Origin of the sequence: Corynebacterium sp. UMB9976 (assembly GCF_030212265.1) — a bacterium.
GTDB lineage: Bacteria > Actinomycetota > Actinomycetes > Mycobacteriales > Mycobacteriaceae > Corynebacterium.
Genome location: NZ_JASODY010000001.1, coordinates 193,036 through 218,237 on the forward strand (window position 1 = coordinate 193,036; position 25,202 = coordinate 218,237).

At 63.3% G+C, this 25,202-nt stretch carries 23 protein-coding genes and 7 tRNA genes; 14 read left to right on the forward strand and 16 right to left on the reverse strand.

Annotation, left to right across the window (positions count from 1 at the left end; translation table 11 throughout):
• Positions 1-4: 4 nt before the first annotated feature.
• A tRNA-Val gene (locus QP140_RS00895) sits at positions 5-76 on the reverse strand.
• A 310-nt stretch (positions 77-386) separates the two neighbouring features.
• On the opposite strand from QP140_RS00895, the gene QP140_RS00900 reads away from it, so the two are divergent.
• The 8 genes from QP140_RS00900 (at position 387) to msrB (ending at position 2,833) form a co-directional block, all read left to right on the forward strand.
• A tRNA-Gly gene (locus QP140_RS00900) sits at positions 387-462 on the forward strand.
• Between the two features lie 18 nt (positions 463-480).
• Positions 481-552: transfer RNA gene (locus tag QP140_RS00905), tRNA-Val, on the forward strand.
• 31 nt (positions 553-583) lie between these two features.
• Positions 584-659, forward strand: a tRNA-Gly gene (locus QP140_RS00910).
• Positions 660-712: 53 nt separating this feature from the next.
• Positions 713-784: transfer RNA gene (locus tag QP140_RS00915), tRNA-Cys, on the forward strand.
• Positions 785-818: 34 nt separating this feature from the next.
• A tRNA-Val gene (locus QP140_RS00920) sits at positions 819-890 on the forward strand.
• A 31-nt stretch (positions 891-921) separates the two neighbouring features.
• Positions 922-997, forward strand: a tRNA-Gly gene (locus tag QP140_RS00925).
• A gap of 71 nt (positions 998-1,068) precedes the next feature.
• A complete protein-coding gene (locus QP140_RS00930; RefSeq protein ID WP_284757557.1) occupies positions 1,069-2,415 on the forward strand; it encodes a glycosyltransferase family 87 protein in 1,347 nt (448 codons plus the stop codon).
• Positions 2,416-2,422: 7 nt separating this feature from the next.
• Positions 2,423-2,833 (forward strand): peptide-methionine (R)-S-oxide reductase MsrB, encoded by a 411-nt coding sequence (msrB, locus tag QP140_RS00935; protein WP_148811721.1) that lies wholly within the window; start codon positions 2,423-2,425, stop codon positions 2,831-2,833.
• Between the two features lie 93 nt (positions 2,834-2,926).
• Here msrB and hemG read toward each other — a convergent pair whose 3' ends face one another.
• The gene (hemG, locus tag QP140_RS00940) at positions 2,927-4,330 is read right to left on the reverse strand and encodes a protoporphyrinogen oxidase (RefSeq protein WP_070760688.1); all 1,404 of its coding nucleotides are present in this window, start codon (positions 4,328-4,330) and stop codon (positions 2,927-2,929) included.
• Positions 4,327-5,448: a uroporphyrinogen decarboxylase gene (gene hemE, locus QP140_RS00945; protein ID WP_284757563.1), complete on the reverse strand. Its 1,122-nt coding sequence runs from the start codon at positions 5,446-5,448 to the stop codon at positions 4,327-4,329. Before hemE ends, hemG begins: the two co-directional genes overlap by 4 nt.
• A 116-nt stretch (positions 5,449-5,564) precedes the next feature.
• On the opposite strand from hemE, the gene QP140_RS00950 reads away from it, so the two are divergent.
• Complete coding sequence (locus QP140_RS00950) at positions 5,565-6,233, forward strand: DUF3000 domain-containing protein (protein ID WP_442874973.1); 669 nt, start codon at positions 5,565-5,567, stop codon at positions 6,231-6,233.
• Positions 6,234-6,347: 114 nt separating this feature from the next.
• Here QP140_RS00950 and QP140_RS00955 read toward each other — a convergent pair whose 3' ends face one another.
• The 8 genes from QP140_RS00955 to dut all read right to left on the reverse strand — a co-directional run bounded on the left by QP140_RS00955 (position 6,348) and on the right by dut (position 15,053).
• The gene (locus QP140_RS00955; RefSeq protein ID WP_070758986.1) at positions 6,348-7,103 is read right to left on the reverse strand and encodes an iron ABC transporter ATP-binding protein; all 756 of its coding nucleotides are present in this window, start codon (positions 7,101-7,103) and stop codon (positions 6,348-6,350) included.
• Positions 7,100-8,029: an iron chelate uptake ABC transporter family permease subunit gene (locus tag QP140_RS00960; RefSeq protein WP_246818084.1), complete on the reverse strand. Its 930-nt coding sequence runs from the start codon at positions 8,027-8,029 to the stop codon at positions 7,100-7,102. Before QP140_RS00960 ends, QP140_RS00955 begins: the two co-directional genes overlap by 4 nt.
• A 92-nt stretch (positions 8,030-8,121) precedes the next feature.
• Positions 8,122-9,216 (reverse strand): iron chelate uptake ABC transporter family permease subunit, encoded by a 1,095-nt coding sequence (locus tag QP140_RS00965; RefSeq protein WP_284757565.1) that lies wholly within the window; start codon positions 9,214-9,216, stop codon positions 8,122-8,124.
• 139 nt (positions 9,217-9,355) lie between these two features.
• A complete protein-coding gene (locus QP140_RS00970; protein WP_284757566.1) occupies positions 9,356-10,315 on the reverse strand; it encodes a siderophore ABC transporter substrate-binding protein in 960 nt (319 codons plus the stop codon).
• A 223-nt stretch (positions 10,316-10,538) separates the two neighbouring features.
• The gene (gene dxs, locus QP140_RS00975) at positions 10,539-12,428 is read right to left on the reverse strand and encodes a 1-deoxy-D-xylulose-5-phosphate synthase (RefSeq protein WP_284757568.1); all 1,890 of its coding nucleotides are present in this window, start codon (positions 12,426-12,428) and stop codon (positions 10,539-10,541) included.
• A gap of 70 nt (positions 12,429-12,498) precedes the next feature.
• Entirely contained in the window at positions 12,499-13,749 is a 1,251-nt protein-coding gene (locus QP140_RS00980) for a class I SAM-dependent RNA methyltransferase (RefSeq protein ID WP_284757570.1), read from the reverse strand.
• Positions 13,742-14,488, reverse strand: a complete 747-nt coding sequence (locus QP140_RS00985) for a DUF3710 domain-containing protein (RefSeq protein ID WP_284757572.1) — start codon at positions 14,486-14,488, stop codon at positions 13,742-13,744. Before QP140_RS00985 ends, QP140_RS00980 begins: the two co-directional genes overlap by 8 nt.
• 115 nt (positions 14,489-14,603) lie before the next feature.
• Positions 14,604-15,053: a dUTP diphosphatase gene (dut, locus tag QP140_RS00990; protein ID WP_070758993.1), complete on the reverse strand. Its 450-nt coding sequence runs from the start codon at positions 15,051-15,053 to the stop codon at positions 14,604-14,606.
• A 221-nt stretch (positions 15,054-15,274) separates the two neighbouring features.
• Here dut and QP140_RS00995 point away from each other — a divergent pair, with 221 nt between their 5' ends.
• Entirely contained in the window at positions 15,275-15,796 is a 522-nt protein-coding gene (locus QP140_RS00995; RefSeq protein WP_070758994.1) for a DUF3093 domain-containing protein, read from the forward strand.
• Positions 15,797-15,863: 67 nt separating this feature from the next.
• Here QP140_RS00995 and QP140_RS01000 read toward each other — a convergent pair whose 3' ends face one another.
• Both QP140_RS01000 and QP140_RS01005 read right to left on the reverse strand, forming a co-directional pair.
• Positions 15,864-16,163: a DUF4193 domain-containing protein gene (locus QP140_RS01000; protein ID WP_070758995.1), complete on the reverse strand. Its 300-nt coding sequence runs from the start codon at positions 16,161-16,163 to the stop codon at positions 15,864-15,866.
• A 185-nt stretch (positions 16,164-16,348) separates the two neighbouring features.
• The gene (locus tag QP140_RS01005; protein WP_442874959.1) at positions 16,349-17,401 is read right to left on the reverse strand and encodes an inositol monophosphatase family protein; all 1,053 of its coding nucleotides are present in this window, start codon (positions 17,399-17,401) and stop codon (positions 16,349-16,351) included.
• An 8-nt stretch (positions 17,402-17,409) separates the two neighbouring features.
• Between QP140_RS01005 and QP140_RS01010 the strand changes: the two genes are divergently transcribed.
• Both QP140_RS01010 and QP140_RS01015 read left to right on the forward strand, forming a co-directional pair.
• Complete coding sequence (locus QP140_RS01010; protein WP_284757577.1) at positions 17,410-18,315, forward strand: ROK family protein; 906 nt, start codon at positions 17,410-17,412, stop codon at positions 18,313-18,315.
• Between the two features lie 354 nt (positions 18,316-18,669).
• Complete coding sequence (locus tag QP140_RS01015; RefSeq protein WP_284757578.1) at positions 18,670-20,298, forward strand: RNA polymerase sigma factor; 1,629 nt, start codon at positions 18,670-18,672, stop codon at positions 20,296-20,298.
• Between the two features lie 87 nt (positions 20,299-20,385).
• Here the strand turns inward: QP140_RS01015 and QP140_RS01020 are convergent, their stop codons facing one another.
• From QP140_RS01020 to QP140_RS01030, 3 genes are all read right to left on the reverse strand, one after another.
• A complete protein-coding gene (locus tag QP140_RS01020) occupies positions 20,386-20,745 on the reverse strand; it encodes a DUF308 domain-containing protein (RefSeq protein WP_246818088.1) in 360 nt (119 codons plus the stop codon).
• 78 nt (positions 20,746-20,823) lie between these two features.
• Positions 20,824-22,560 (reverse strand): DEAD/DEAH box helicase, encoded by a 1,737-nt coding sequence (locus QP140_RS01025; protein ID WP_284757580.1) that lies wholly within the window; start codon positions 22,558-22,560, stop codon positions 20,824-20,826.
• 12 nt (positions 22,561-22,572) lie between these two features.
• The gene (locus QP140_RS01030; RefSeq protein WP_284757582.1) at positions 22,573-22,815 is read right to left on the reverse strand and encodes a DUF3039 domain-containing protein; all 243 of its coding nucleotides are present in this window, start codon (positions 22,813-22,815) and stop codon (positions 22,573-22,575) included.
• A 60-nt stretch (positions 22,816-22,875) separates the two neighbouring features.
• Here QP140_RS01030 and QP140_RS01035 point away from each other — a divergent pair, with 60 nt between their 5' ends.
• The gene (locus QP140_RS01035; RefSeq protein ID WP_070760719.1) at positions 22,876-23,346 is read left to right on the forward strand and encodes a DUF3099 domain-containing protein; all 471 of its coding nucleotides are present in this window, start codon (positions 22,876-22,878) and stop codon (positions 23,344-23,346) included.
• Positions 23,347-23,491: 145 nt separating this feature from the next.
• Positions 23,492-25,201, forward strand: coding sequence for a DUF7782 domain-containing protein (locus tag QP140_RS01040; RefSeq protein ID WP_284757585.1), 1,710 nt, complete (start codon positions 23,492-23,494; stop codon positions 25,199-25,201).
• Position 25,202 lies beyond the last annotated feature (1 nt).

Below are 25,202 nucleotides of genomic sequence, written 5' to 3' on the forward strand. Positions count from 1 at the left end.
ACCGTGGTCCTAACTGGGATTGAACCAGTGACCCCTTCGGTGTGAACGAAGTGCTCTCCCACTGAGCTATAGGACCTTGCAGGAGATAATCTAGCTGAGCGCTACAGCCTTTCCAAAACCTGCAGGCCACAAGACATATTCGGCACGATACGCGTCGACCCCTAAGCGGCCACCCCAAGAGCATCACCTCCCGAAAGGTCGACACCAGGTGCCCGCCCAACAAGAAACAATGACAGACAAATAACAACGAGGTGACTTTAAAACGACCTGATTTTCAGCCCTACACCTGGCGATTTGTCGCTTCGGACACGATTGACTATCGTTTAGTGCTGCAGCACAGCGTGCAGCCGGTGAACCACAGGTTCTCGGTGAAACTATGTTGCGATGCGGATGTAGCGCAGTTGGTAGCGCATCACCTTGCCAAGGTGAGGGTCGCGAGTTCGAGTCTCGTCATCCGCTCCACTCTTATTTTAGAGGACCGCGCGATTAGCTCAGCGGTAGAGCACTTCCCCGACACGGAAGGGGTCACTGGTTCGATCCCAGTATCGCGCACGGTGAGTTCACTATTACAGTGGATTCGCACGCGGATGTAGCGCAGTTGGTAGCGCATCACCTTGCCAAGGTGAGGGTCGCGAGTTCGAGTCTCGTCATCCGCTCCAGGTATTCTCCGCTTCACGTGGAGGATCACCACATCAGGCGGGTTTCACGCCACGGTGGAATGGCTGAGTGGCTTAGGCAACGGTCTGCAAAACCGTCTACACGGGTTCGATTCCCGTTTCCACCTCTCAGTTCGCCCCCGAGGCTGAACTTGAAAGCTAGCGCGATTAGCTCAGCGGTAGAGCACTTCCCCGACACGGAAGGGGTCACTGGTTCGATCCCAGTATCGCGCACGGTGAGTTCACTATTACAGTGGATTCGCACGCGGATGTAGCGCAGTTGGTAGCGCATCACCTTGCCAAGGTGAGGGTCGCGAGTTCGAGTCTCGTCATCCGCTCCAAAGATGAAGAGGCAGCAGTATTCACACTGTTGCCTCTTTTCTCATATCCCCACGATATTCTCGAAGACACCATGAGCCACTCTGCCTCTTCCCCAGCGCCTGCCTCCGCGAATCCAACCCGGGACGAGCCTCGTCGCGTCAGCGCTAGGACCACCCGCTTCGATGAACGCTTTCCATGGGTGAGTTGGGCACTGTGGCCTCTGGCGCTCCTCACCGCCCTGCATAAGATCTGGGCTTCCTACGAGAGCGGCACGACGGACGACTTCACAACAGTATGGGAAGCCATCAACCGCTTCTGGTCGGGCGTTCCGGTGTACTCCGAGGACTACACCACCACCGACCCGCACTATCTCTACCTCCCGGGCGGGACGATGCTGCTGAGCCCGCTGTCAGCCCTCGGTAGTTTTGAAGCGGCGCGGGCGCTGTATATCTTCGGCAACGCCATCGCGATCGTGATTGCCCTTGGGATCCTCAGCCACATCATCTACACTGCCCGCGGCTGGTCTAAGACCTGGCTGGGTTCCCTTTCCGGCGCGCTATGGCCACTGAGCATCATCGCCGTATTCAACACCGAGGCGGTCAAGAACAACCTGCTCTTCGCCAATATCAACGGAGTGCTCCTCCTCCTCGCCACGCTGTGCCTGTACTTCCTCCTGCGAGAAGGCGCCACCTCCCAGGTGTGCAGCGGGCTCGCGTTGGGACTCGCAATCACGATCAAGCCACAGTTCGTCGTCTTGCTGTTTCTTCCCTTCTTTCGACGTCAGTGGCTAAGCCTCGTTGCGGCTCTCCTCTTACCTATCGCCTGCAATATCGTGGGCTGGACGTTGATGGCTGAGCCCCAGGGCTTCTTCGACAATCTTGTGCCCTATCTCGGCGAGGTCCGTGACTTCGCGAACTCCTCCATCGTCGGTGTCGGTGTGTACTTCGGGGCCAGCACCGTGACGATTTGGTTCTGGCGCAGTCTCGCCGCCGTCCTCGTACTCATCGGCGCTTTTACCCTGCTGCCGTGGCGCAACTCCACCCGGCCCGGGGATCGCGAGATGTGGGCATTCACCACCTCCTCGCTGCTACTGATCGGGGTGTTCCTCGTCAGTTCCCTGGGGCAGATGTACTATTCACTGCTCATCGTGCCGCTGCTCTTCACGGCATTCCTCCACCGATCGACGATGCATAATCCAGTCGCGTGGCTGGGCGTCTACCTGTGCCTGGCCATCGACAGCTGGTACTCGGATCAATGGTTCTGGGCCGGGCGAATCTTCGAAACGCTACGGGGCACCGTAGGCTGGATGCTGCTGCTCATCAGCATCTCGATCAGCGCGCTGATCTGGTTCCTCAACCGCTCCACCCCGTCCATCTCCGGTGGACGGCATCGCAAGCCAGCGGAAGAGAACAAAACCCAAGCCTGGAAAGGTGAATAGTTTTCCAATGACCGAAGATTTCCAGAATCTTACTAACGAGCAGTGGCGCCAGCGCCTCAATCCCGAGGAGTTTCAGGTGCTGCGACTGGCTGGCACCGAGCGCCCCCACACCGGCGAGTACGTCGATACCGAAACCGAGGGTGTCTACCGTTGCCGCGGCTGTGGCTCCGAGCTCTTCCGTTCCTCGGAGAAATTCCACTCTGGTTGCGGCTGGCCGAGCTTCTTCGACCCAGCTGATAGCGATGCGGTTGTTCTGCGAGAAGATCTGAGCCTCGGCATGCGCCGCGTAGAGGTTCTCTGCGCGACCTGCCACGGCCACCTGGGACACGTCTTTGAGGGCGAAGGCTACGATACGCCCACCGACCTGCGCTACTGCATCAATAGCATCGCGATGACCCTCGAGCCCCGCCAGCTTTAGCCCAACCACTCCCCGAAGAAAAGCCGGGTGCAGCCCCGTCCTCAGGGGCTGCGCCCGGCTTTAGTCGCTCACTGCTTTCGCGCAGCGTGGGCCTTAACCCAAGTCGGCAATAATCTTATCCGCCGCAGCGATCCCGGTCGCAACGGTAGCCGGCACCCCGACGCCGCGGAGCATCGAACCAGCGACCGCGAGACGTGGCACCCCGGCTACGTCATCCAGTACCTGCGACATCTTCTCGGCGTGCTTAACCCCGTAGCACGGGATCCCGCCATGCCAGCGCTGCACGAAGATCTCCTCCGGAGTCTTCCGCTCGCCCGTAACCCGCTCCAGGTCCTCCAGGGCGTAAGCCAACAGAGCCCGATCGCTAGCGTCGACGTACCAGGGCTCGTCCTTGGTGCCGAAGGAGGCGCGGACGAAGGCCCCACCGCCCTGGGCGAGGTGCGGCCACTTCTTGGAGCTGAAGGTGAAGGCTTTCGCCGCGGTGCCCGAGTTGGATCCCAGCAGCACGCCGGAGCGCTCGGGAATACCGTGGTCAGAGGCAAAGCGCATACCCACCACCGCAGAGCTCGAGAGTTCCACGCTGCCCAGTGCCTCCGCCGCCACCGGCGCAGCGTCCTCCAAGATGACGGACGCGGTCGGCGCGGAGGTCGCGACGACGACGGCGTCCACCGTCCCCAGTGGATCAATCACCCACCGGCCGTCCGAGGTCCGACCGAGAGACTCAACAGCGGAGTTCAGGATCAGCTCGGGGTCGGCCTGGCGCATCATCTCCTCGATCAGGCTGCGGTAGCCCTTGTCGAAGGAGCGGAACGGTGATCCCCCACCGCCCACCGCAGTGGCCCGACGCTTCGCCAGCAGATCTTCCACCACGTCGAGCAGGAAGAAGCCCTGACCTCCCTCGCCTGCGCGATCCAGTGCCGCCGCCAGCTGTGGCAGGGTTGCCCGCACACCGAGATCGTAGGCGCTGCAGGAGTACACCCCACCCAGAAGCGGGGAGACCAGCTTATCCACCACAGCCTTGCCCAACCGGGCCTCAACGAGCGTGCCCACGGTGGTGTCGTCGCCCGCGTTCCACGTCATCGGCTGGCCATCGCGCTCAGCATCCAGCCGGGCAGCTTCCGCAGGGCTGAGGATCTCGGACACCGCATCAGCCGAGACAGGAATGCCCATCAGGGTCTCCCGCGGGATGTCAACGAACTTGCCATCCACCAGGAAGGACGAGCGCGCCGTAGAGGGGGTGCGTAGCTCGGAGCTCATTCCCAGCTTGTCGATCAGTTCCATGAACGGCTGGTCGAAGCTCAGGAACGCCTCGGCTCCCATATCCACGGGACCGGTGGAAAAGCGCACCGTCTTTAGCTTCCCGCCCAGGCGCCCGTAGGCCTCGGCGAGCATCAGCTGGGCGCGATCCCCGAGCTGTTGGCGCAGCTGCCAGACCGCGCTGACTCCGGCGATCCCGCCGCCGATAACGGCAATGCGTGGCTTTCGCGCCGTGGTCATGAGTTGTGAACCTCCTCGAAGGCTGCGGTGATGGCGTCGGCGTCCGTGTGTGGCATCACACCGTGGCCAAGGTTAAAGATGTGGCCCCGGGAATAGCCCAATTCGATGGCCTCATCGGCTTCGGCGGCGATCCGCTGCACGTGCTCGCGGATCACGTCACGGCCTGCAAAGAGCACCGCCGGGTCGAGGTTTCCCTGATAAACCTTCGGGGTCTGGTCTGGCAGCGCCTCCTGCACCCGCTTCGCGGCGACGTTCATCGGCACGCGCCAGTCCACGCCCACCACATCCGGACCAACCTTCGCCAGGTCGACCAGCAACTCGCCAGTGCCGACACCGAAGTGCGTCATTGGGATACCGTACGGCCGCACCGCATCGAGGATCTTCTGGGAATACGGGGCGACGTACTCCCGGTAATCGCGGGCGGTGAGGAAGCCTGCCCAGGAGTCGAAAAGCTGGATTGCGTCCACGCCGGCCTCGATCTGCGCCTGGAGGAAGTGCGCGATCATCGGGCTAAGCTTTTCCATGAGCTCGTGCCACAACTGTGGCTCGGCGTACATCATCGCCTTGGTGACCTCATGGTTCTTCGACGGCCCACCCTCGATCAAGTAGCTAGCTACCGTGAACGGAGCTCCCGCGAAACCAATGAGTACCTGGTCCGTGCGCAGGCGCTCGAGGATCTGCCCGATGCCCTCCACGATCGGGCCGAGCTGGTCGGGCTCGAGGTCCGGGATGTTCGCGATCTGCTCGGCGGTGCGCACCGCCTCCCCCATGACTGGACCGCGCCCAGCGACGATCTCGACGTCCATCCCGGCGGCCTTCAGCGGGACAACGATGTCGCTGAAAAGAATCGCAGCATCGGCATCGTGGCGAACGACGGGCTGCATGGTGATCTCAGCGAGCAGATCCGGCATGAAGCAGGAATCCAGCATCGGAATGCCCTCGCGAACCTTGCGGTATTCCGGCAGGGAGCGGCCGGCCTGGCGCATCATCCACACAGGTCGGCGGGATGGCTTCTCGCCACGCACCGCCACCAGGTACGGGGCGTCCGCATCGGCGCGTCGGGCGGCGGAGGCTGCAGCGAGATCGGGCGTCAACAACTCATTAGTCATGGCTCCCATTATGCCAGCTATCCCCAAATAACCGGCAGGTGGTAATGGCGGTCTTCTTGGGCTTCCCTCGGCGTGGCACGCCCCATCAAAAACCTTAAAGGCTAGGTTTAGACATTGTGAATGAGCTGAACAACGCGAAAGACAATCACCAGCGTCCGGGAGCGACCGCGCTCGGGGTCCGCACCCCCGAGGCGGAGCCTGAACAGACGCCGGAGTATTTCGAGCACGCCGTGAAGTCGATGTCGGAGGCACCCCTGCGCTCGGGCATCACCATCGCGGAGATTCGGCCACCGCGTAACCTCGCGCCACTCAGCCACGCGATCGGCCTGGAGATCAGCCAGGTGAATCTGGCCGACCGAATTGCCTCGCAGGAAGAGCCAGATGGCACGGTGGCCGCCGGGGATGCCTTCGGCCGGCTCATTCTTCTCCACGACCCGCACGGCGAGGAGCCGTGGCAGGGAGCCAAGATGCGCATGGTCGCCTATATCCAGGCAGATATGGACGCCGACGTCGCGTCCGACCCGCTGCTGCCCGAGGTCGCGTGGGACTGGCTTACCGAGGAGCTTGGTGGCCCTGGTGCCGAGTACTCCGACCTCGGTGGCACCGTCACCTCCACGGCCTCCGTACGCTACGGCGAGATCGGTGGGCCACCGCGCGCCTTCCAGCTGGAGATGCGTGCGTCCTGGACCGCGACAGGCGTTGATCTGGAAGGCCACGTCCAGGCCTTCGCGAATGTCTTGGCGAACGTCGCTGGCCTTCCGCCGGAGGGTGTCTCGCAGCTGCCGCGCTTCTAGGCTCACCTCACGCTCGTTCTGTTCGCGTCGACAGGCGGCGCGAATGCAAATATTCAACCCCGGCCCCTGCAGGTTATCGCTGCAAGGCCGGGGTTGGTTTTATCCCATCTGCCTCTAGTAGTAGATGGCGGTCGGTCGACCGTGGATCCGCTCGACCTGAACGGGAAAGTCATAGAGGCTGCTGAGCGTCTCCTCGGTCATGACTTCCTCCGGCGTCCCCGTGGTGTGGACCTTGCCGTTCTTCATTGCAACAAGCCGGTCGGAGAACGCAGCGGCCATGTTGATGTCGTGAATGACGATGACGACGGTGCGGCCCTGCTCGTGGGCGGCAGCCTTAATCGTGCGCATCATCGACACGGAGTGCTTCATGTCGAGGTTGTTCAGCGGCTCGTCCAGCAGGATGTATTCGGTGTCCTGGGCGAGCACCATCGCAACGAAGGCGCGCTGGCGCTGTCCGCCGGAGAGCTCGTCGATGAACTTATCGGCGATCTCACCGAGTTCCATCGACTCAATCGCCGCATCGACGGCTTCTTCGCACTCGGCCGTGAGCCGGCCACGGGAATGCGGGAAGCGTCCGAAAGCCACCAGCTCCCTCACCCGAATTCGGCTCAAGGTGTGGTTTTCCTGCCGGAGGACCGCGAGAATCTTCGCGAGCTCTCGGGTGTCCGTGGCGTATACGTCCATTCCCGCGACCTCCGCGGTGCCACCGTCGGCGTCGATCAGGCGCGCGATCGCAGTCAGCAGGGTGGATTTTCCTGCTCCGTTGGCTCCGATAATGCTGGTGACTCCGCCCTCGGGGATACGAAGGTCGACGTGATCCAGAACCAGCGAATCACCGTAGCGTTTGCTGAGTTGCTTGGTCTCAATCACTTGAGTTTCTCCTTCCGCAAGAGCAGGAACAGGAACAAAATACCGCCCACAAATTCAATCAGCACGGAGACGGTGGTGCCGTAGCCAAGAATCTGGCCCAGAATAAACTGCGCGCCCACGAGGGAGGAAACGCCGAACAGAGCAGCAACCGGGAGGGTCCAGGTATGCCGGGTCGTACCCGTCGCCCGGTAAGCCAGGTGCGCGACAATGAGCCCTAAGAACAGGATCGGGCCGACCAGCGCGGTGGAGGCTGCTACCAGGATGGTGATCGCGGCGAGCAGGAGCAGGCTTTCCTTGCGGTACCCCACGCCCAGGCCAATGGACGTCTCTTTCCCCAGCGCCATGACATCGAGCACATGGCGTTTATGCCAGATCCAGGCGCAGACAACGATCGTCACCAGCAGTGTAAAGACCAACAGCGGCCGGTCGATACCGGTGAAGGATGCAAAGAAGGCATCCTGCAGCACCTGGTACTCATTGGGGTCGATCATCTTCTGCAGAAGTCCGGCCAGCGACCTAAAGAAGATCCCGCACACCACACCAATGAGCAGCAGAACGTCCAGGGTCATCGTCGTCGATGTCACCAGGGGGCTGAACACAACTACGGCAAAAACGACCATGATCACCGTATTCAGCACGAAGCCCGCGATGGGGTGCATGCCACTCAGCGCACCGCTGCCGAGGAAAAACACGATCAGCGTGTTGATCAGCACATAAATTGAATCGAAACCGATCAGGCCCGGGGTCAAAATATGGTTCCGGGTCAGTGTGTGAAAGACCACGGTGGATACGCCAGCGGTAATCCCGGCCACAGCGAGCGCGCCGACGGTGGTCAACCGCATGGGCAGTACAAAACCCCAGGCGCGGGGAAGCTGCCACAAGATGAACAGGCCTAGCAGCGCTACGGTAATGAGGAGTACCGCCACGAACGTGCGCCGTGGCCTTTTCGAATCATCCCGCTTCGTGCTCGATGCGTGTGTCACGCGTCCCAGCAAAAGCTAACCTTTCCTTACTATCGTTAGCCGCGACGAGCGCGACGGAACAGCTTTGGCTTCGTTGAGTTCTGGATGCGAGCCCCGCGAATCAAGATGTAGAGGAATACGGCAGCACCCAGCACGCCAAGAACGGTACCCACCGGGATTTCGTATGGGTAACGGATGACGCGGCTCAGAATGTCCCCGCCCAGCGTCATGACTGCGCCGCAGGCCGCGACCCAAGGCAGTGCCTTGCGGGCGTTGTCACCAATGCGTGCGCGAACCAGGTTCGGGACGATCAGCCCGATGAACGGGATAGCACCCACGACGGTGACGGTGACAGCCGCGATGACAGCCACGATGACGATGGCAGAGTACTCGACGAGCTTGACGCGGACGCCCACTCCCTTAGCCAGGTCGTGGCCCAGGCCGAGCAGAGTCAACCGGTCAGCGAGGACATAGGCTGCGAGGGCGAGCACTGCGACGAGCCATAGGAGCTCGTAGCGGCCACGGAGCACGCCTGCGAAAGATCCGAGCTGCCACGCGCCGAGGCTCTGCAGCAGGTCGAAGGAGTATGCAAAAAACGTGGTGGCGGCGCCAATAATGCCACCGTAAATGATACCGACCAGCGGAACCGTGAACCCGGTCCGCACCTTGATGCGGGACACGATAAACAGGAATCCGATCGTGCCGATGAGCGCGGTGAGGCTGGCCATCCCGAGCTTCGCCCACATCGGGGCACCGGGGAGCAGTAGCGCGATGGCCAGCAGTCCTGCCATCGCGGACTCCGTGGAGCCGACGGTAGAGGCTTCGACGAAGCGGTTGCGTGCCAGCAGTTGCATAATCAGCCCGCCCATGGCCAACGCGGATCCGGCCAGCAAGGCAGCGAGAGTGCGCGGGATACGGGAAACTGCGACAACCGAGGAATCCGCATCCGCAGCCCCCAGCATCAGGCTGAGCAGCGAGAGTAGAACGAGAACGCCCGCGAGGATCATGGCATAGACGGGGCCGCGCGAACGACGCGCTTTCTGGTCTGTGTATTCGGCTGTTGCCGCGGAATTGCTCCCCGCAGCGGTGTCGGCAGCGGCGCGCTGAGCACCGACCTGATCCCGGTACGAGGTCTGCGGGGCATGTGACAAGGGAGCCCCTGCCTGCCTCGTTAGGGTGCTCACGGAACCGTTGGTACCCATCTTGCTCGCTACTCTCCTACTACCGTCTCGCTCGCTAGTTACGTGATTGAACCGCGCCCCGGGTGCCCGTGGCGCGGTCATTGTTTTATTAGAGTGCCTGCTCGATATCGTCGAGCATGTTGTTCATGCCGTCGATGCCGCCACCGTTGAGGTACCAGTCAGCACCGCTCAGCATGTAGATCCGGTCTTCCTTGGCCGCATCCGTCTGCTTGACCAGCTCGTTGTCGAGGGTGGCCTTAGCGGAGTGGCCCTCCTGGCCGATCGCTGCGTCGCGGTCGAGAACGAACATGGTCTTCGGGTTGATCTTCTTCAGCAGCTCGAAGGAAGCGTTCTCGCCGTGGGCGCTATCGCTCTTGATGCCGCCTGCCGGGGTGAAGCCCAGGTCGTTGAAGACCAGGCCGAAGCGGGAATCCGCACCGTAGAGGCTGATCTCGCCACCGTTGGTCATCAAGACGGCGGCTTCCTTCTTATCAGCCGGAACGGACTCGGAGATCTTCTTCACGCGCTCGCGGATCTCGTCAGCCTTCTCCTTCGCTTCGGCCTCCTTGCCGAAGAGCTTGCCCAGGGCCTCGACGCGCTCCAGATTGCTCTCGATCGTGTAGTGATCGTAGTTGATCGTCATGTTCGCGGTCGGGGCGATCTTCTCGAACTCCTTGAGCATCTTCGCCTGACGACCGCCGATGAGGATCAGATCCGGATCTGCTGCGGCGATGGCTTCCATGTCCGGCTCCTTCAGAGAACCAGCGTTAGCCTCGATCCCCTCTGCAGCCTTCGGCATGGTAGCAGCCTTGGCGGTGGACACGACGCGGTCCTTCTCTCCCAGCGCTGCCAGGGTGTCCAGGGAAGCGTAGTCGAGGACGACGATGCGCTTCGGCTCGGATTCCAGCTCGACGGTGCCATTTTCGGCCTCGAGGGTGTAGGTGCGATCCGCGTTATTCTGCTGGCTGGACGCGGAGTTATTCTCGGCGGAGTTGTCCTCGGCTGCGCAGCCCGTGAGGATCAGAGAGAATCCGGCAGCTGCTGCAACGAGTGCGTGGGAGATCTTCAATCTTTTGCTCTTCCTAGTTCGTCCCGGTCCGCCTCTGCAGGCAGATACGGCCGGTATTATTCCGAAAGTTGACCGAACAAGCAAGGTTAGCTTGCCCTAAGTCCCCCTAGATACTGTCAAAGACAGTGAAGATAGGCAAGCCTAAATTGAGCCCTTCGCGGATTTAGGCAACTTTATTGTTTCTAATTACCCCCGTTGGCGGGTGAACAGGGGGTAAAAGCCACTAGAAGCGGTCGAGCCACCCCGTCACGCGCTCCTCCACGGATGCCACATCGAGGCCCACTTCCTCGAGCACTTCTCCCCGCGATGCGTGCGCCAGGTACTCCTGTGGCACCGCGAGCAAACGCACCGGTGTATCAACCTCTGCAGCGCTCAACGCCGCCTGCAGCGCAGAACCGGCCCCGCCGTGGATACCGTTATCCTCGACCGTCACCACTAGGTCGGCATCGCTGGCGAGCTCGACGAGTTCCTCGGAGACCGGGTAGACCCAGTGTGGATCCACGACCGCAGACTCCCAGCCCTTCGCCTTGGCCGCCTCAGCTGCCGCCCGGGACTGCCCCACGAGCGCGCCGTAGTTAATCACCAGCAGCTTCTTCACGCCGTCCCCATCGGTCGTGCGGTGGTCGAACAGGACGTCGTAGCTCTCCTCCTGCCGCAGGGCAGGAATGTCTGCCGGAACGCTGCCCTTCGGGAAGCGCACGACGGTGGGGGCGTCGTCAACATCGAGGCACCGGTCCAGCGCCGAGCGCAGTTGCGCTCCGTCGCGCGGGGCAGCGACATGAATCCCCGGCACAATTCCGGTGATGGACATGTCCCACATACCGTTGTGGCTGGCACCATCCGGGCCGGTAATGCCAGCGCGATCCAGCACAAAGGTCACGCCCAGCCCCAGCAAACCGACATCCATCAGCATCTGGTCGAAGGCGCGGTTGAGGAAGGTCGAATACACCGCAACAACCGGGTGCAAGCCGCCCAAGGCAAGGCCAGCCGCGGAGGTGACGGCATGCTGTTCTGCGATGCCGACATCGAAGGTGCGCTGCGGAAAGACCTCACCAAACTCAGCGAGTCCAGTGGGGCCAGCCATCGCGGCGGTGATCGCCACGACGTCATCCCTCTCCCCCGCCTGCTCGATGAGGTGGGAGGAGAACACCTGGGTCCAGCCAGGCTTCGAGGCTTCCTTCGGCACACCGGTGACTGGGTCGATCACACCCGTGGCGTGCATCTGATCAGCTTCGTCGTTCTCCGCAGGGTCGAAGCCCTTGCCCTTGTGGGTGATCGTGTGGACGATGACGGGGCCACCGTAGTCCTTGGCGTAACGCAGTGCGTTCTCCACCTGGCCGATATCGTGGCCATCAACCGGACCGATGTACTTCAGCCCCAGGTCGGAGAACATTTCCTGCGGGAGGATGGAGTGCTTGACCCCTTCCTTGAGACCGGAAATCAGCTGGAATGCACGGTCCCCAACCCAGCCCATGCGGCCGAGGGTGTTTTTCCCGGACTCCATGACCTTGTCGTAGGCAGGCTGCAAGCGAAGTGCAGCGAGGTTCTCCGCCAGCCCGCCGATGGTCGGCGAGTAGGAACGCCCATTGTCGTTGACGACGATGACGATCGAGCGCTTCTTGCCGGTGGCGATGTTGTTCAGCGCCTCCCAGCACATGCCACCTGTGAGTGCCCCATCACCAACGACAGCCGCGACGTGACGGTGAGACTGGCCGCTGAGCTCGAAGGCCTTGGCCAGCCCGTCGGCATAAGAAAGGGATGCCGAGGCGTGGGAGGACTCGGTCCAGTCATGCGGGCTTTCCGCGCGGTCAGGGTAGCCCGACAGGCCGTCCTTCTGTCGCAGCGTGTCGAAGAGATCGCGGCGCCCCGTGAGGATCTTGTGCACGTACGCCTGGTGTCCCGTATCGAAGATCAGGGGGTCGGACGGCGAGTCGAAGACCCGGTGCAGCGCCATCGTCAGCTCGACGACACCGAGGTTCGGACCCAAGTGTCCGCCGGTCGCGGAAACTTTTTCAATCAAAAACTCCCGAATCTCCCGCGCCAGCTGATCCAGCTTGCCCTCATCGAGCATCTTCAGATCCGCTGGTGAGGAAATATTTTCAAGGATTCCCATTGAACTCAGTTTCTCTCCATCCCACATTGAATTCGCTGGCCCCATCTTAGTGGGGACACCGCCTTCAGCGTTATTCGCCCGCCGCCTCGAAGTACATCAGTGTTTCGACGTGATGGGTCAACCCGAAAGCGTCGACGATCTCCATCTCGCGCAACTCATAACCCGCGTCTCGCCACAGACCCGCGTCGCGGGCTGCCGTGGCGGGGTCGCAGCCGATGTGAATCACCCGCGGTGGGCGGTGCTGCGCGATGTTCTGAATGACGGCGGCCCCCGCCCCCGTACGTGGCGGGTCGAGAACGACGGCGTCCAGGTCTGCGACCTCCTCGAGGTCCTCCAGCCACGCGCCGACGTCGCTGCTGCGGAACCGAACGGCCGTGTCCGTCCCTTCTGAGCCAGCTTCCCGGGCTGCAGCGAAGGCTTCCTGTCCAGCACGAGTTGCGCTGCTCGCGACGTCCACAATCTCAACATTGCGAGCGGAGCCCAGCAGGCCCGCGGACAGAGCACCGCAGCCACCGTAGAGATCCCACACGGTGTGCAGCTCCCCGTTCAGCCGGTCGGCGACCCAGCGGGCGTAATAAGCGCTGGCTTGGATGTGAGACTGCCAGAACGCGTCCACCGGCACCTTCCAGCTCACGCCGAGGTGCGAATGCAGCACATCGCCATCGCCGTCGAGAACACGGCGTTTCCGGCCACGTCGGGTCTTCTTGAGCTCCACGACGGAACGCTTACCGTCGCGACCGACACCCACCACAACCTCGCTGTGTGGGCTGGGATTGAGCCCGGCAACACCGTCGGTCAGCCCGGGCAACCATTGGGAGCACTCCACCTCAGCCAGCGGGACGATCTCATTGCTCTTCGGCTTCCGCAACCCGGCCTGCCCTTCCGCGTCGACGCCGAGGCGTACGCGGTGGCGGTAGTGGGTAAAAGGCCATAGGCTCGTCGCGTGAACATGAGCATCGAGGAATTCCTGCGGCAGCTCGAACTTCGCGAGGCGCCGGAACTGGTCGATGACCACCGCCTGCTTAAATTCCAGTGAACCGTGGGCATCAACGAAGTCGAGATCGCAGCAACCAGCTCCGGCCTCAGCAGCGTCGCATTGCCCAGCCACCCGGTGCGGGCTCGGCTGGTCAATAGTTAGCGCTTGACCAGTACGGAATCTTTGCTTGCCGTTCTTTTTAGCCGGGTCCAGCGCAACCTCGACCCCCTTCTCCCCGGGCAACCCGCCGCGAACAAAAACGATCTGTCCGTCGTGCTGGCCGATGACCACACCTCGGTGGCCGGGTTGATCCAGATCCAGAGTGATGGTCTCCGGGCTAGTCATTGCCGCCCTCGTTGGGATCCTGCTGCTGTGCCGGGGCATTCTGCTGCTCCTGCAGGTGTCGCGCCAGCTCCTCAACCATGGCCTGCGGCAGCTGAACCGGCAACGGATCGCCGGCAGGGATTGGGTCCGTGCCGCGAACAACGAAGGTGCGGGCGATGATCTCACGGCCCAGCGCCGCCATCTGCTCAGCTGCCTCCTGTGGGCCGGCGAGCGTCATGCGCAGCATCCATCGCGGGCCGGTCGCCCCGATAACTCGGAGTGTGCCCTCACCGGACTCTGCAACGATCTCCGCGCCCCAGGGGCCTTCCTCGGTGGTTGCCTCCAGCCCGTCGGCTGCCATGCCCTCGATGAGGGTCGGCACCGTGTTATCCCAGAGTTCGCCGGTGGTTGGGGCGGCGAAGGCCACCGGGGTGACCCGGCCGAAGGGGGTGAGGATGTGGAGCATTTGCGGGCCATCATCGCCCATCTCCACCTGTACCTCGGCCTCGTGTGGGACCGGGATCATCATGGACCCCAGGTCGAGCCCGCCCTTGGCGAAATCGCTGAAATTGTATTCACGGTAGTCCAGCGTGTCCCCGTCGAAGGGCCCAAAGTCCTCACCCTGGACGGGTTGGTCAGCGTCTCCCGGTCCGCCTGCGGCGTTTTCCGCCGCGTCGGAGACCTCCTGCTCGGCCTGGCTCTGAGGTGCGCTTGGATCTGCACCGCTGGGTTCGTTTTTCTTCTTAGAAAATGGCCACATTTTTAAACATTCCTTCCGCACTTGCCAACGCGGCGCTGGCTAGCGCCACCGTTGGGGTTTAAAAGCTGGAAATTAAACCCAATCGGCTATCGGGACCAGCTGCCCCGACCCCGCATCAACGCGTGCCGGTGGAGCCGTGGCCACCACTTCCGCGGGCGGTCTCCCCGAGTTGCTCAATGCTGTCCACAGCCACGACGTCGCAGAGGCTGACCTCCTGAATGAGCAGCTGAGCGATGCGTTCACCCCGGCTGATGCTGATTGTTTCTTGCGGGTCAAGGTTGATCAGGTTGACCTTGACCTCCCCCCGATATCCCGCATCGATGGTGCCGGGCGCATTAACGATCGACAATCCCTTCTTCACCGCCAGTCCGCTGCGCGGGTGAACCAGACCAACCTTGCCGACCGGCACCGCCATCGCAATGCCCGTCCCCACCAGGCTGCGCTGCCCGGGGTTCAAGGTGATGTCCTCGGCGGAGTAAAGATCGATGCCCGCATCTTCGGGGTGTGCCCGGTTCGGTAGCGGGAGAGATGGATCAATCTGAAAAATTTCCAACGGGCTGCTCATGAGGCTCCACTCTACAAGGTCGTTCCCATCTCGTTATCGGCCCGCTGCAGGAAAGTCTCCTCCTTGGTGGGAGCCACGGCGGCTTCGGAACACCTGATGGTGTGTGGGTAAGATGGTGGCCGGTAATTGCCACCCAATAACGGCTCGGTATGGCGCCTCACCGCCTGCGAGGCCGGGCCCGGGTAAAGATCCACATGTAGACGAGGAGCACTCTGCGAGACATGGACGCTGCGAACGGAGCATCGACCCCACCGGCGAAGACCGACGAGGCGACGGGCACGCGGGTGCTGTACAGCGAGACCCAGCGCGTTCCGCTGTCCTGGTGGCTCGTCGCCGCCGGCGTGGTGGCTATCATCGCTTGGCAGGCTCAAATGGGACGCGACTGGTGGTGGTCGATCGTGGCGGGCGTGATCGCGGCTGCCCTCGCGGCCTGGGGGCTCATCGCGCTTTCTCGGACGAAGGTCGAGGTCGTGGAAGACTCCCAGGGTGGCAGGATCATCCGCGCGGGAGACGCCCAGCTACCGGCCTCCGTGGTCGACCGCACGCTGGTCATCCCGCCCACCGCGAAGCAAGCTGCGTTGGGACGCCAGCTCGATCCTGCCGCTTTCGTCATTCACAAGGGCTGGATTCCGACGATGGCGATGCTCGTGCTCGATGACCCGTTGGATCCCACCCCCTACTGGCTGGTCTCCAGCAAGAACCCCCAGGAACTGCTGGAGGCGCTGGGAAGGCCCATTTACTAGGGTTCCCAGCGCCTCCGCGCTCCCGGTCTGCTCGGTGTTACACCCACAGGCCGGGTCTTTTTATGTCTTAAGCGCAGTCGATGCAGATGAACTCGGTATCGCTGATCTTCTCACCGATACGGCTGCGGTGCTGCACGAGGAAGCACTCGGAGCAGGTGAACTCGTCGTTCTGCTTTGGCGTGACCGTGGTGGACAGTTCCTCGCCGGAGACTTCCTCCATCGGCAGTTCGAAGGGTTCCACGATTTCGCCATCGTCGGTGTCCGAGATCGCTGGCTCCGCCTTCTCAGCGGCCTTCAAGCCTTCGAGAGAATCGGTCTCCAGCTCTTCCTCGTCGCTTCGCCGTGGTGCATCGTAGTCCGTGGCCATCGTTGTCCTCCCACACTCCTCGGATGATGCTCATCAGTTCTTGGGCGGGATCCCCGCCACCTGCCGTATCGCGGGCCACAAGCCCATTCTTCACGGCAGCCATTCGGCCCCTAGTCGAGGGCGCCTCATGTGTGCTGAACGCGGATATTAGGCCATGAGGTGCACACTTGTCACCTCCCCCATACTCAGGGCAAAGAAAGTTGCTCGATGCTACCCCCTGCACCCTGGCTCAGCAGCATTTTTTCGAGTTCTTCCTGCACCCCCGGCACTCCAGCGATGATGGGCAGCCCGCTCTCCGCCGTGTAGTTCAGCGTGGGGGTAACCACGGTTGCGCCCGCCCGGGCAGCAATCAACGCCCCGGCAGCGAAGTCCCAGCCGTTAAGCCCGTGCTCGTAGTAACCGTCCACCTGACCGCTGGCCACCATGCAGAGGTCGAGCGCGGCGGAGCCCAGGCGTCGGATGTCCCGCACGTGGGGCAGTACGGCGCCCAGCACGCGTGCCTGCCGCTGACGGCGTTCAGCGTCGTAGGAAAAACCGGTCGCCACGAGCGCCTGTGCAGCGTCCTTTCGTGCCTCCTGCCGACTGATGTTCTTGCGTTCACCGACGACTGCCTCCTCGGTCCTCAAATCAACGGGAGCGACTGTCGCGGGGCCGCCGACACAGGCGCCGAAGACATGGCCATGGGCGGCGTCCACGACCGCGCCAGCTACCGGCACCCCGTCGAGGGCAGCTGCCACCGACACAGCGAAGGCGGGAATCCCGTAGACGAAATTGACGGTGCCGTCGATCGGATCCACGATCCACTCCAGCCTTGGCCCTGCAGAGTCCCCAGGATCGGCACCCAAGGATCCTGCAGCGGGGGCAGAACTATCCGCTCCCTCCTCCTCGCCGATCACGGTGGCCTGCGGGAACCTGTGATGCAGCCACTCGCGGATGAACGTCTCCGCGCCGCGGTCTGCTTCGGTGACGGGGTCGACTGCGGAAGACTTGGTCTGAGCCACCGGCATCGCCGAACCCATCAGCTCGATGATGGAGCCCGCCACCGCCTCACCATCGGTGCGTTCCCGGCGAGTGCGCAACACCAAGGCAGCGGCGAGTGCCGCGACCTCTTCAGCCGCGGCTTGCAGCTCGTGAACGCTCGCCCCGCCGGGGATTACCGCCGGAGCGTGGTCGGTGGTGGTTTTATCAAGCAACAAGGTCTCGGTCATGCCTCCACAGATACCACTGATGTGTAGCATTCAGACCCATGAGCACCGAGCAGGCTAGTAGCGCCGAATGGGCCGGAATCACCGTGGGAATCGACGTCGGTGGGTCCGCGATCAAAGCAGGCTTCGTCGACACCCGCTCCCACTGCCTCGTCGGGGAAAGATTCACCGCCCCTACTCCCCAACCGGCCACGCCCGAGAGGGTTGCTGGCGCCGCCGCAGCTCTCGCAACGCAGGTACTCGCCCAGGAGGTGGGCGCGGAGCTCACCACGCCTGCTGGCCCAGGCGGGTTCCGTGCGCTGCGGATCGGCGTCGCCATTCCCAGCGTGGTCACCAACCAGGAGGCACGCACCGCAGCGAATATCGCACCGTCGTGGGTCGGTACCCGTCCCGCTGCGCTTTTCGACGACGCCCTGCGACAGGCGTTATCGGGTGGCACATCGGGGTCTTCCTCCCTCCAGGTGGAGTGGTTCTTCCTCAACGACGCCGACGCTGCTGGGATCTCTGAATGCGGTCCGTTTAGCGCCGTCGAGGCGGCCGACCCGGAATACAGCCGGCTTTTCCTAACCTTGGGCACTGGGATCGGCTCTGCTCTCTTCCGCGGCGCGAGGCTGTACCCCAATACCGAGCTGGGTCACCTGACCGTGTTGACCGACGACGGCTCCCCCAGTGCTGCGGAGCATTGGGCCTCGGCCGCGGTGAAGGCACGCCAAAACCTCACGTTCCCCGAGTGGGCGGCCCGGTTGAGCACAGTACTCAATACCTATGTCGCACTGCTGCGCCCCCAGGAGCTGATCCTCGGTGGCGGAGTTTCCGCCGAGGCAGAACGGTGGCTGCCGATGCTTAACCTCGAGGAGTCTTCGGTCCGGGTGAGCATCGCTCGCCACTTCAACAGCGCCGGGGTCATCGGAGCAGGGCTCGCCGCTGCCTGGGACCTACGCCCCTAGACGGCATGAGTAATAAAGCTTGGCTATAATGGTCGGCCGTTGGGCGCTTGAGCGCCAGAGGCAGCCTTTCAGCTGCTCAGAGAAACTGCTCCCCCAGTAGAACACCGTCCGGTGAACCGGGTCGGTTGTACGCCACCGACACGAACTCGTTGGTGAACGTATGCTGGCGAGTAGAACTGAATGCGTCGTTTCCTGGTCGCTATCCACCAGGAAACGGCGAGCAAACGTAGTTTGGATAGCGACTGGTAGGAAAACCCCCAAGCGGGTGACCTTCCTAAACGTACAGCGCGCTCGTCGGCTCTTCCCGGCGGTCGCACCCGTACGTTGCAACAATCCCCGACCGAAAGGGCTTCTGTGGCTTCTCAAGACTCGACCACCAGCGGTGATAGCGTCCAGGACGCAAGCGGGACGTCTGGCACTGCTGCACGGAAAGTCGCCAAGAAGACGGCCCGTAAGGCGGTCAAGCGCACGGCCCGTAAGGTAACGAGCGCCACCGCCGCGAAGAAGACCACGGCTGCACCTGCCACCGCAGACACGGCGGCGTCTCCGTCGGAGGATGCAGCCGAAGAGCCGAAGAAGGTCGCGAAGAAGACCGCAAAGAAGGCGGCCAAGAAGACTACCCGCAAGGTCGCGAAGAAGGCGGCGAAAAAGACCGCCAAGAAGGCTGCTAAGAAGACCGCTAAAAAGACGGCGAAGAAGACAGCCAAGAAGACCGCACGGAAGGCGACCAAGGCGACGGCTGCTGCGAAGAAGCAGGAGCAGATCGAGGCGAAGAATAAGGACGCCGAGGTCACCGCCAGCGAGGATCCGGAGGACGTCGACGACGAGTTCGACCACGACGTCGAACCGGATCTGGAGGACATCGACGAGGACCTGGATGAGGACCTCGACGAAGACCTGGACGACGACCTCGAGGATGAGGACGACGCCGACGACGAGGAAGAAGACGAGGACGACGACGAAGAGGAGTCCTCGACCTCGAAGGACGGTCGCGACGACAGCGTGTGGGACGAGGACGAGTCCGCCGCCCTGCGCCAGGCCCGCCGCGACGCAGCCCTGACCGCCTCGGCAGACTCCGTCCGCGCCTACCTGAAGCAAATCGGTAAGGTCGCGCTGCTGAACGCAGAGCAGGAGGTCTCGCTGGCCAAGCGCATCGAGGCTGGCCTGTACGCGAACTACCGGCTGAAGCAGATCAAGGAGTCCGGCGAGCGCCTCTCCCCCATGAACCGTCGCGACCTGCGCGAGATCGACCGCGACGGCCGCAAGGCGAAGAACCACCTGCTGGAGGCGAACCTGCGCCTCGTGGTCTCCCTGGCCAAGCGCTACACCGGCCGTGGCATGGCCTTCCTGGATCTGATCCAGGAGGGCAACCTGGGCCTGATCCGCGCGGTGGAGAAGTTCGACTACTCCAAGGGCTATAAGTTCTCCACCTACGCCACCTGGTGGATCCGCCAGGCGATCACCCGCGCGATGGCTGACCAGGCGCGCACGATCCGCATCCCGGTTCACATGGTGGAGGTCATCAACAAACTCGGCCGCATTCAGCGCGAGCTGCTGCAGGACCTTGGTCGCGAGCCCACCCCGGAGGAACTCGCCCGCGAGATGGACATCACGGTCGACAAGGTGCTGGAGATCCAGCAGTACGCGCGCGAGCCAATCTCCCTGGACCAGACCATCGGCGACGAGGGCGATTCCCAGCTGGGAGACTTCATCGAGGACTCCGAGGCGGTCATCGCGGTAGACGCGGTCTCCTTCACGCTGCTGCAGGATCAGCTGCAGGACGTCCTTCACACCCTGTCCGAGCGTGAGGCCGGCGTGGTGAAGCTCCGCTTCGGCCTGACCGACGGCATGCCGCGCACCCTGGACGAGATCGGCCAGGTTTACGGCGTGACCCGCGAGCGCATCCGACAGATCGAGTCGAAGACGATGTCCAAACTGCGCCACCCATCCCGCTCCCAGGTTCTGCGGGACTACCTGGACTAACCCACACGCCGAGCCCGCCATTAGCGGGGCCGGAAAAGAAAACAACCGCCGGGAAACCCGGCGGTTGTTTTTATCTCTATCTGTCCCCTAGTTTTCGCGGTGCTCCTTGACGCACTGGGTCAGCTCCTCGTCGCTGAGTCCCTGGCACTGTTCCGGAAACTCGGTGGCCACCTTCGTGGTGATCAGCGCAAGACCCATCGCGAGGATCGCGAGCACGAGGCCTGCGATGGGGTAGGTTCGCGCCGTGCCGTGGCGGTTCGCGCGGATGAGGGCAACGATCGCCACGACCAGCGCAATCATCGCCACGAAAATGCCGATCAGCGGGAGCAGGCCAGCCGGGAGGGCAAGCACACCCAGGATCAGTGCGGCCAGCGACATCCGGCTGGCTACCTGGGGTGCGCGGGCCGGTACGGCCGGCTGGCCACCAGCTGGATTCTTCTTCGCCATCTCGCCTCAACGATCCTTTCTCGGAATTTATCTAATAGCCCTTCCCGGGCTGCGGTGTACCCGGCATGAGGGCATAGCCTACCAGTCGCGCAGGTAGGCGATGCGGTCTCGCAGCTGCTCAGCAGTGCACAACGCCGTCGGAGGGCCACCGCAGTTGCGGCGCGCCTCGTTGTGGATCGCCCCCTGTGGTCTACCGGTTCGTGCCGCGGTCATGTTCACCAGCGCGTTGAGCTCCTTGCGCAGGGCCGGCAGCTCCTCGCTGGCCACGCGGCGACGGTGCGCCTCTGCACCGCTCATCCCACCGGCAGCCCCGCCGTTGCGACGCTCTTCGGCCTCCCGACGCTTGCGCTCCTCAGCTTCGCGGGCGCGTGCCTCGACCTGGTCGGCCTGGCGCTGCTTCAACAGGGTGCGCATCTGCTCCGCATCCAACAGGCCTGGAAGACCAAGGTAGTCCTGTTCCTCCGCGGAACCGGCCAGGGTGGTCGTGCCGTAGGTCGAGCCGTCGTAAATCAAGGAATCCAGCTCGGCCTCCGCGCCGATGGACTCGTAGGTCGTCAGCTCGTCCGGCTCGTTCTCCTCGCGATTAGCCTGGGCCAGCAGCTCATCATCCCAGCCTTCCTCGTCCTTCTTCGGCGCGCCCAGCACGTGGTTGCGCTGCTTTTCCAGCTTGGACGCCAGGTCCAACAGCACCGGCACGCTGGGCAGGAACACGCTGGCGGACTCGCCCTTACGGCGGGAACGGACGAAACGACCGATCGCCTGGGCGAAGAACAGCGGCGTCGCAGCGCTCGTGGCATAAACACCCACCGCCAGGCGGGGCACGTCCACACCCTCCGAAACCATGCGCACCGCGACCATCCATTCGTCCTGGCTGGCGGAGAATTCCTTAATGCGGTCGGAGGCACCGACCTCGTCGGAAAGGACGACGGTGACTGGGGTGCTGCTGATCGTCGACAGGATCTTGGCGTAGGCGCGGGCGGTCGTCTTATCGGTCGCGATGACGAGACCGCCGGCGTCCGGGATGTGGGTGCGCAGCTTCAGCAGGCGGGTATGAGCAGCCTTTAAGACCGCGGGGATCCACTCCCCCTTCGGGTCCAGCGCCGTCCGCCACGCACGGGCGGTCTGCTCCGGGGTGAGGGACTCACCCAGCCGAGCCTCGAACTCCTCGCCCGCGCTGGAACGCCACCGGGCGTGGCCGGAGTAGGCCATGAAGACTACCGGCCGAACCACGCCGTCGCGCAGGGCCTCCGAGTAGCCGTAGGTATAGTCCGCACGCGATTCCAGCGCGCCGTCTGTGCCCGGCACCTCGATGTAGTCCACGAAAGGGATTTGCGCATCGTCGGAGCGGAACGGGGTACCGGTCAGCGCCAGCCGGCGCTCAGCGTGGGCATAGGCCAAGCGAACGCCGTCTCCCCAGCTCTTCGCGTCACCTGCGTGGTGGATCTCGTCGAGGATCACCAGGGTCTTTTGGGCGGTGGCTACCTGATAGTGCTTGGTGGGCTTCATACCAACCTGGGCATAGGTCACGGCCACGCCGTCGAAGGAGTTGTTAAACGGCGAAGAGTTGGAAAACTCAGCGTCGAGAGCAATCCCCATGGCAGCGGCGGAGAGCGCCCACTGGACCTTCAGGTGCTCGGTGGGAACCACGATGACGAGTCGCTGGACAACGCGTTTCTCCAGCAACATCGACGCCAGCGTCAGGGCGAAGGTGGTCTTACCGGCACCCGGGGTTGCGACCGCAAGGAAGTCCCGTGGCTGCTGCTCCTGGTAGAGGTCCAGGGCCTCCTGCTGCCAGGCACGGAGGGTTCTTTTCACCTTGTATCGGACCTACTTCTTACGCAGGCTCTGGTAAATTTCCTCGCACTCTGGGCACACCGGGGAGCCCGGTTTTGCCTGCTTGGTCACCGGGAAGGTCTCACCGCACAGTGCAACCACCAACCGGCCCATGACCGCTGACTCCACGATCTGGTCCTTCTTGACGTAGTGGAAAAACTTTGGGGTGTCGTCCTGGGGCTGCTCCTGCTCATCGACCTTCGGACGTTCCAGCGTGCTGGTGCTCGTGGCGCTCACAATCCTCCATCTTGCCCCTGAGGGCTTCCCACAGTTGACTCTCGTACTACCGTAGACGGTATGTCAGCAGCAGAGAAACGTGCCGGTCGCGCCCGGGGCAGTTCAGCCACCGGGGCGCGCCGTTTCCGCCGCCCTGGCAAGCGGGTCGATCGGATCACCGACGCGAGGAAGTCGCAGCTGGAGGACTGGCACCACCGGCGTCGCCTCTATTTGGGGCTACAGATTGCACGCATCCCGGTGCTTGTCCTGGCCGTGATCCTGCTGTGGGTCACCAATAACATCATTGTGGGTGCGATCGTGGCGTTCATCAGTGTTCCGCTGCCCTGGGTTGCGGTCATGCTCGCCAACGAGTCCGGGGAAGCCACGAAGGAGTCGGAAAAGGTCTATAAGCCTGGCCTCGTGCGGGCCAACCGGGCGGCGATGGCCAATTCCCAGCTCTCCCAGGCAACGAGCCCACAGCGACAGCTGGAGCCCAACGAGGTGGACTCCACCGACCGCCACCCCGTCATCGACCACGAGTCCGAGGACTAGCCCGGCCATCACCTGGGCGTACAGCTTGCGACTGCCCCAGCGCCCTTGACGAGACCAATGCTGTACCGGCGGCATGCAGAGCCCGTTCCCCAACCACGACCGAGACAAGAAGGCACACCCCGCAGTGACAACCCACCCTTCCAGCATGCAACTCACCTCCCAGCCCGCCCGCGAGGCTCTCGGTGGCCTGCTCGCCGTTGCCCGTGAACGCGGACTCAGCACCACCCTGCTCGAGGACGTCCTCGGCGAGCCCGGTCTCCTCGCCCTCAACCTCGCCAATCCTGCCGGAGCGCTGCGCGCGGTCCGCACCCATGGCCGGGGCGACTCCCCAGACGCCACAAACGCAGCCCAACTGGTGGAGCTCTTCGTCTTACGGGAACCAGCTGCCCTTGCGACGTGGCAGGAAGTCATCGGCACTGACCTCACCCGGCGTGCCATCGACGCCCGCCTGATCAACTCCTTGCCCGGCAGTGCGGATGAGCTGCAGTTGCGGGTGGATATCCGCCCGTACTCTTTCCCTCACCTGTTCGGTGATGCGGATGGCGATGCATCAGGCCTGAGTGGAGAATTCCTGCTCGCGTCGGATCCGGACGCTGGCCTGTGGCCGCAGGAGCCCACCGCGGACGATCACGTACCGGGCCTGGGTAACGCTCCGCGGTCGTTGCTTCGGGTCATCCCGCCGACGGACAATCCGTGGCTGCCCTCCCCGCGGCGGATCCTGGACCTGGGTTGCGGTGGTGGGGCGCTGAGCCTGGCCTTGCAGTTGGCCTACCCCGAGGCGCAGGTGGTGGGGACGGATATTAGTGGCCGAGCATTGGACTTCGCCGCGGTCAATGGCGCTCAGCTGGGTCAGGCACGAGGCGAGTTCTCCACGGCTGAGGCAGCCCCCGCGAGCGGCATCGAGTGGCGAGAGGGTTCCTGGTTCGAGCCCGTGGCGGGTGAGCGCTTCGACCTCATCGTGTCGAATCCGCCTTTTGTGGTCCAGCCCCCGGAGGTCGGGCATGTTTACCGCGATTCTGGGCTGGGCTTGGACCGCGCGACCGAGCTCGTGGTCTCCCACGCTCCTGAGCATCTCTCCCCCGGCGGCACGGCGCATATTCTGTGTTCTTGGGCGGTGTCCGCCGAGGATTCCGTGGCGTCGAAGATGGGGCGTTGGCTGCCGACGGAGGGGGTGCGTGCCTACGGCCTCGTGCGGGAATACGTGGACCCGGAGACCTACGTGACGACGTGGCTGAGCGACGAAGGTATTGACCCACGCTCCCCAGCGGGCCGGCGGAAGGCCGGGCAGTGGCTTCACTACCTGGCTGAGAACGGGGTCAGCCATATTGCCTTGGGTTTCGCCCACCTGCGTGCGATTGATGGACCCACTGAGGTCACCGTCGAGCAGTTGCCCGACACCATGGTGCCGGGTACCCCGCTGGGTGCTGACGTGGCGGAGTGGTTCATCCGTAGTCAGTGGCTGGCCGATGTCTCCGCCGAGGATGTCCTGGGCGAGCGTTTTGCCGTGCGCCCGGGGGTGGCCACCGAGTTGGTTCGGCAGGCCGATGCGGAGGCCGGGCAGGGGTTCCGGGAGCTGTGTCTGCGCCTGGCCAGGACAGACGGTCCGGCGTGGACGCATGAGATCGATGCCGCGGTGGAGTCGATTCTCGCGGGCCTGAATCCGGAGGGCTTGGCCCTGGAGGATGTGCTGGGTCTCTATGCGGCTGTGACCGGGCCTGCCGAGGGCGAGGACCTGGCTGCTGCAGGCGAAGATTATGAGGAAGTCCTGGCGGAGAGGATGCTGGGGATCATCGTCGACCTTGTTCGCCACGGCATCGTATTGCCGAGCGGTCTGGTCGACTGGGCAGAAAGTTAAG

What these genes read in the sequence shown, in the direction of transcription:
- QP140_RS00930 (WP_284757557.1), top strand. Translation starts at nt 1,069, where the DNA reads ATGAGCCACTCTGCCTCTTCCCCAGCGCCTGCCTCCGCGAATCCAACC.
- msrB (WP_148811721.1), top strand. Translation starts at nt 2,423, where the DNA reads ATGACCGAAGATTTCCAGAATCTTACTAACGAGCAGTGGCGCCAGCGC.
- hemG (WP_070760688.1), bottom strand. Translation starts at nt 4,330, where the DNA reads ATGACCACGGCGCGAAAGCCACGCATTGCCGTTATCGGCGGCGGGATC.
- hemE (WP_284757563.1), bottom strand. Translation starts at nt 5,448, where the DNA reads ATGGGAGCCATGACTAATGAGTTGTTGACGCCCGATCTCGCTGCAGCC.
- dxs (WP_284757568.1), bottom strand. Translation starts at nt 12,428, where the DNA reads ATGGGAATCCTTGAAAATATTTCCTCACCAGCGGATCTGAAGATGCTC.
- QP140_RS00980 (WP_284757570.1), bottom strand. Translation starts at nt 13,749, where the DNA reads ATGACTAGCCCGGAGACCATCACTCTGGATCTGGATCAACCCGGCCAC.
- QP140_RS00985 (WP_284757572.1), bottom strand. Translation starts at nt 14,488, where the DNA reads ATGTGGCCATTTTCTAAGAAGAAAAACGAACCCAGCGGTGCAGATCCA.
- dut (WP_070758993.1), bottom strand. Translation starts at nt 15,053, where the DNA reads ATGAGCAGCCCGTTGGAAATTTTTCAGATTGATCCATCTCTCCCGCTA.
- QP140_RS00995 (WP_070758994.1), top strand. Translation starts at nt 15,275, where the DNA reads ATGGACGCTGCGAACGGAGCATCGACCCCACCGGCGAAGACCGACGAG.
- QP140_RS01000 (WP_070758995.1), bottom strand. Translation starts at nt 16,163, where the DNA reads ATGGCCACGGACTACGATGCACCACGGCGAAGCGACGAGGAAGAGCTG.
- QP140_RS01005 (WP_442874959.1), bottom strand. Translation starts at nt 17,401, where the DNA reads ATGCTACACATCAGTGGTATCTGTGGAGGCATGACCGAGACCTTGTTG.
- QP140_RS01010 (WP_284757577.1), top strand. Translation starts at nt 17,410, where the DNA reads ATGAGCACCGAGCAGGCTAGTAGCGCCGAATGGGCCGGAATCACCGTG.
- QP140_RS01020 (WP_246818088.1), bottom strand. Translation starts at nt 20,745, where the DNA reads ATGGCGAAGAAGAATCCAGCTGGTGGCCAGCCGGCCGTACCGGCCCGC.
- QP140_RS01035 (WP_070760719.1), top strand. Translation starts at nt 22,876, where the DNA reads ATGTCAGCAGCAGAGAAACGTGCCGGTCGCGCCCGGGGCAGTTCAGCC.
- QP140_RS01040 (WP_284757585.1), top strand. Translation starts at nt 23,492, where the DNA reads ATGCAACTCACCTCCCAGCCCGCCCGCGAGGCTCTCGGTGGCCTGCTC.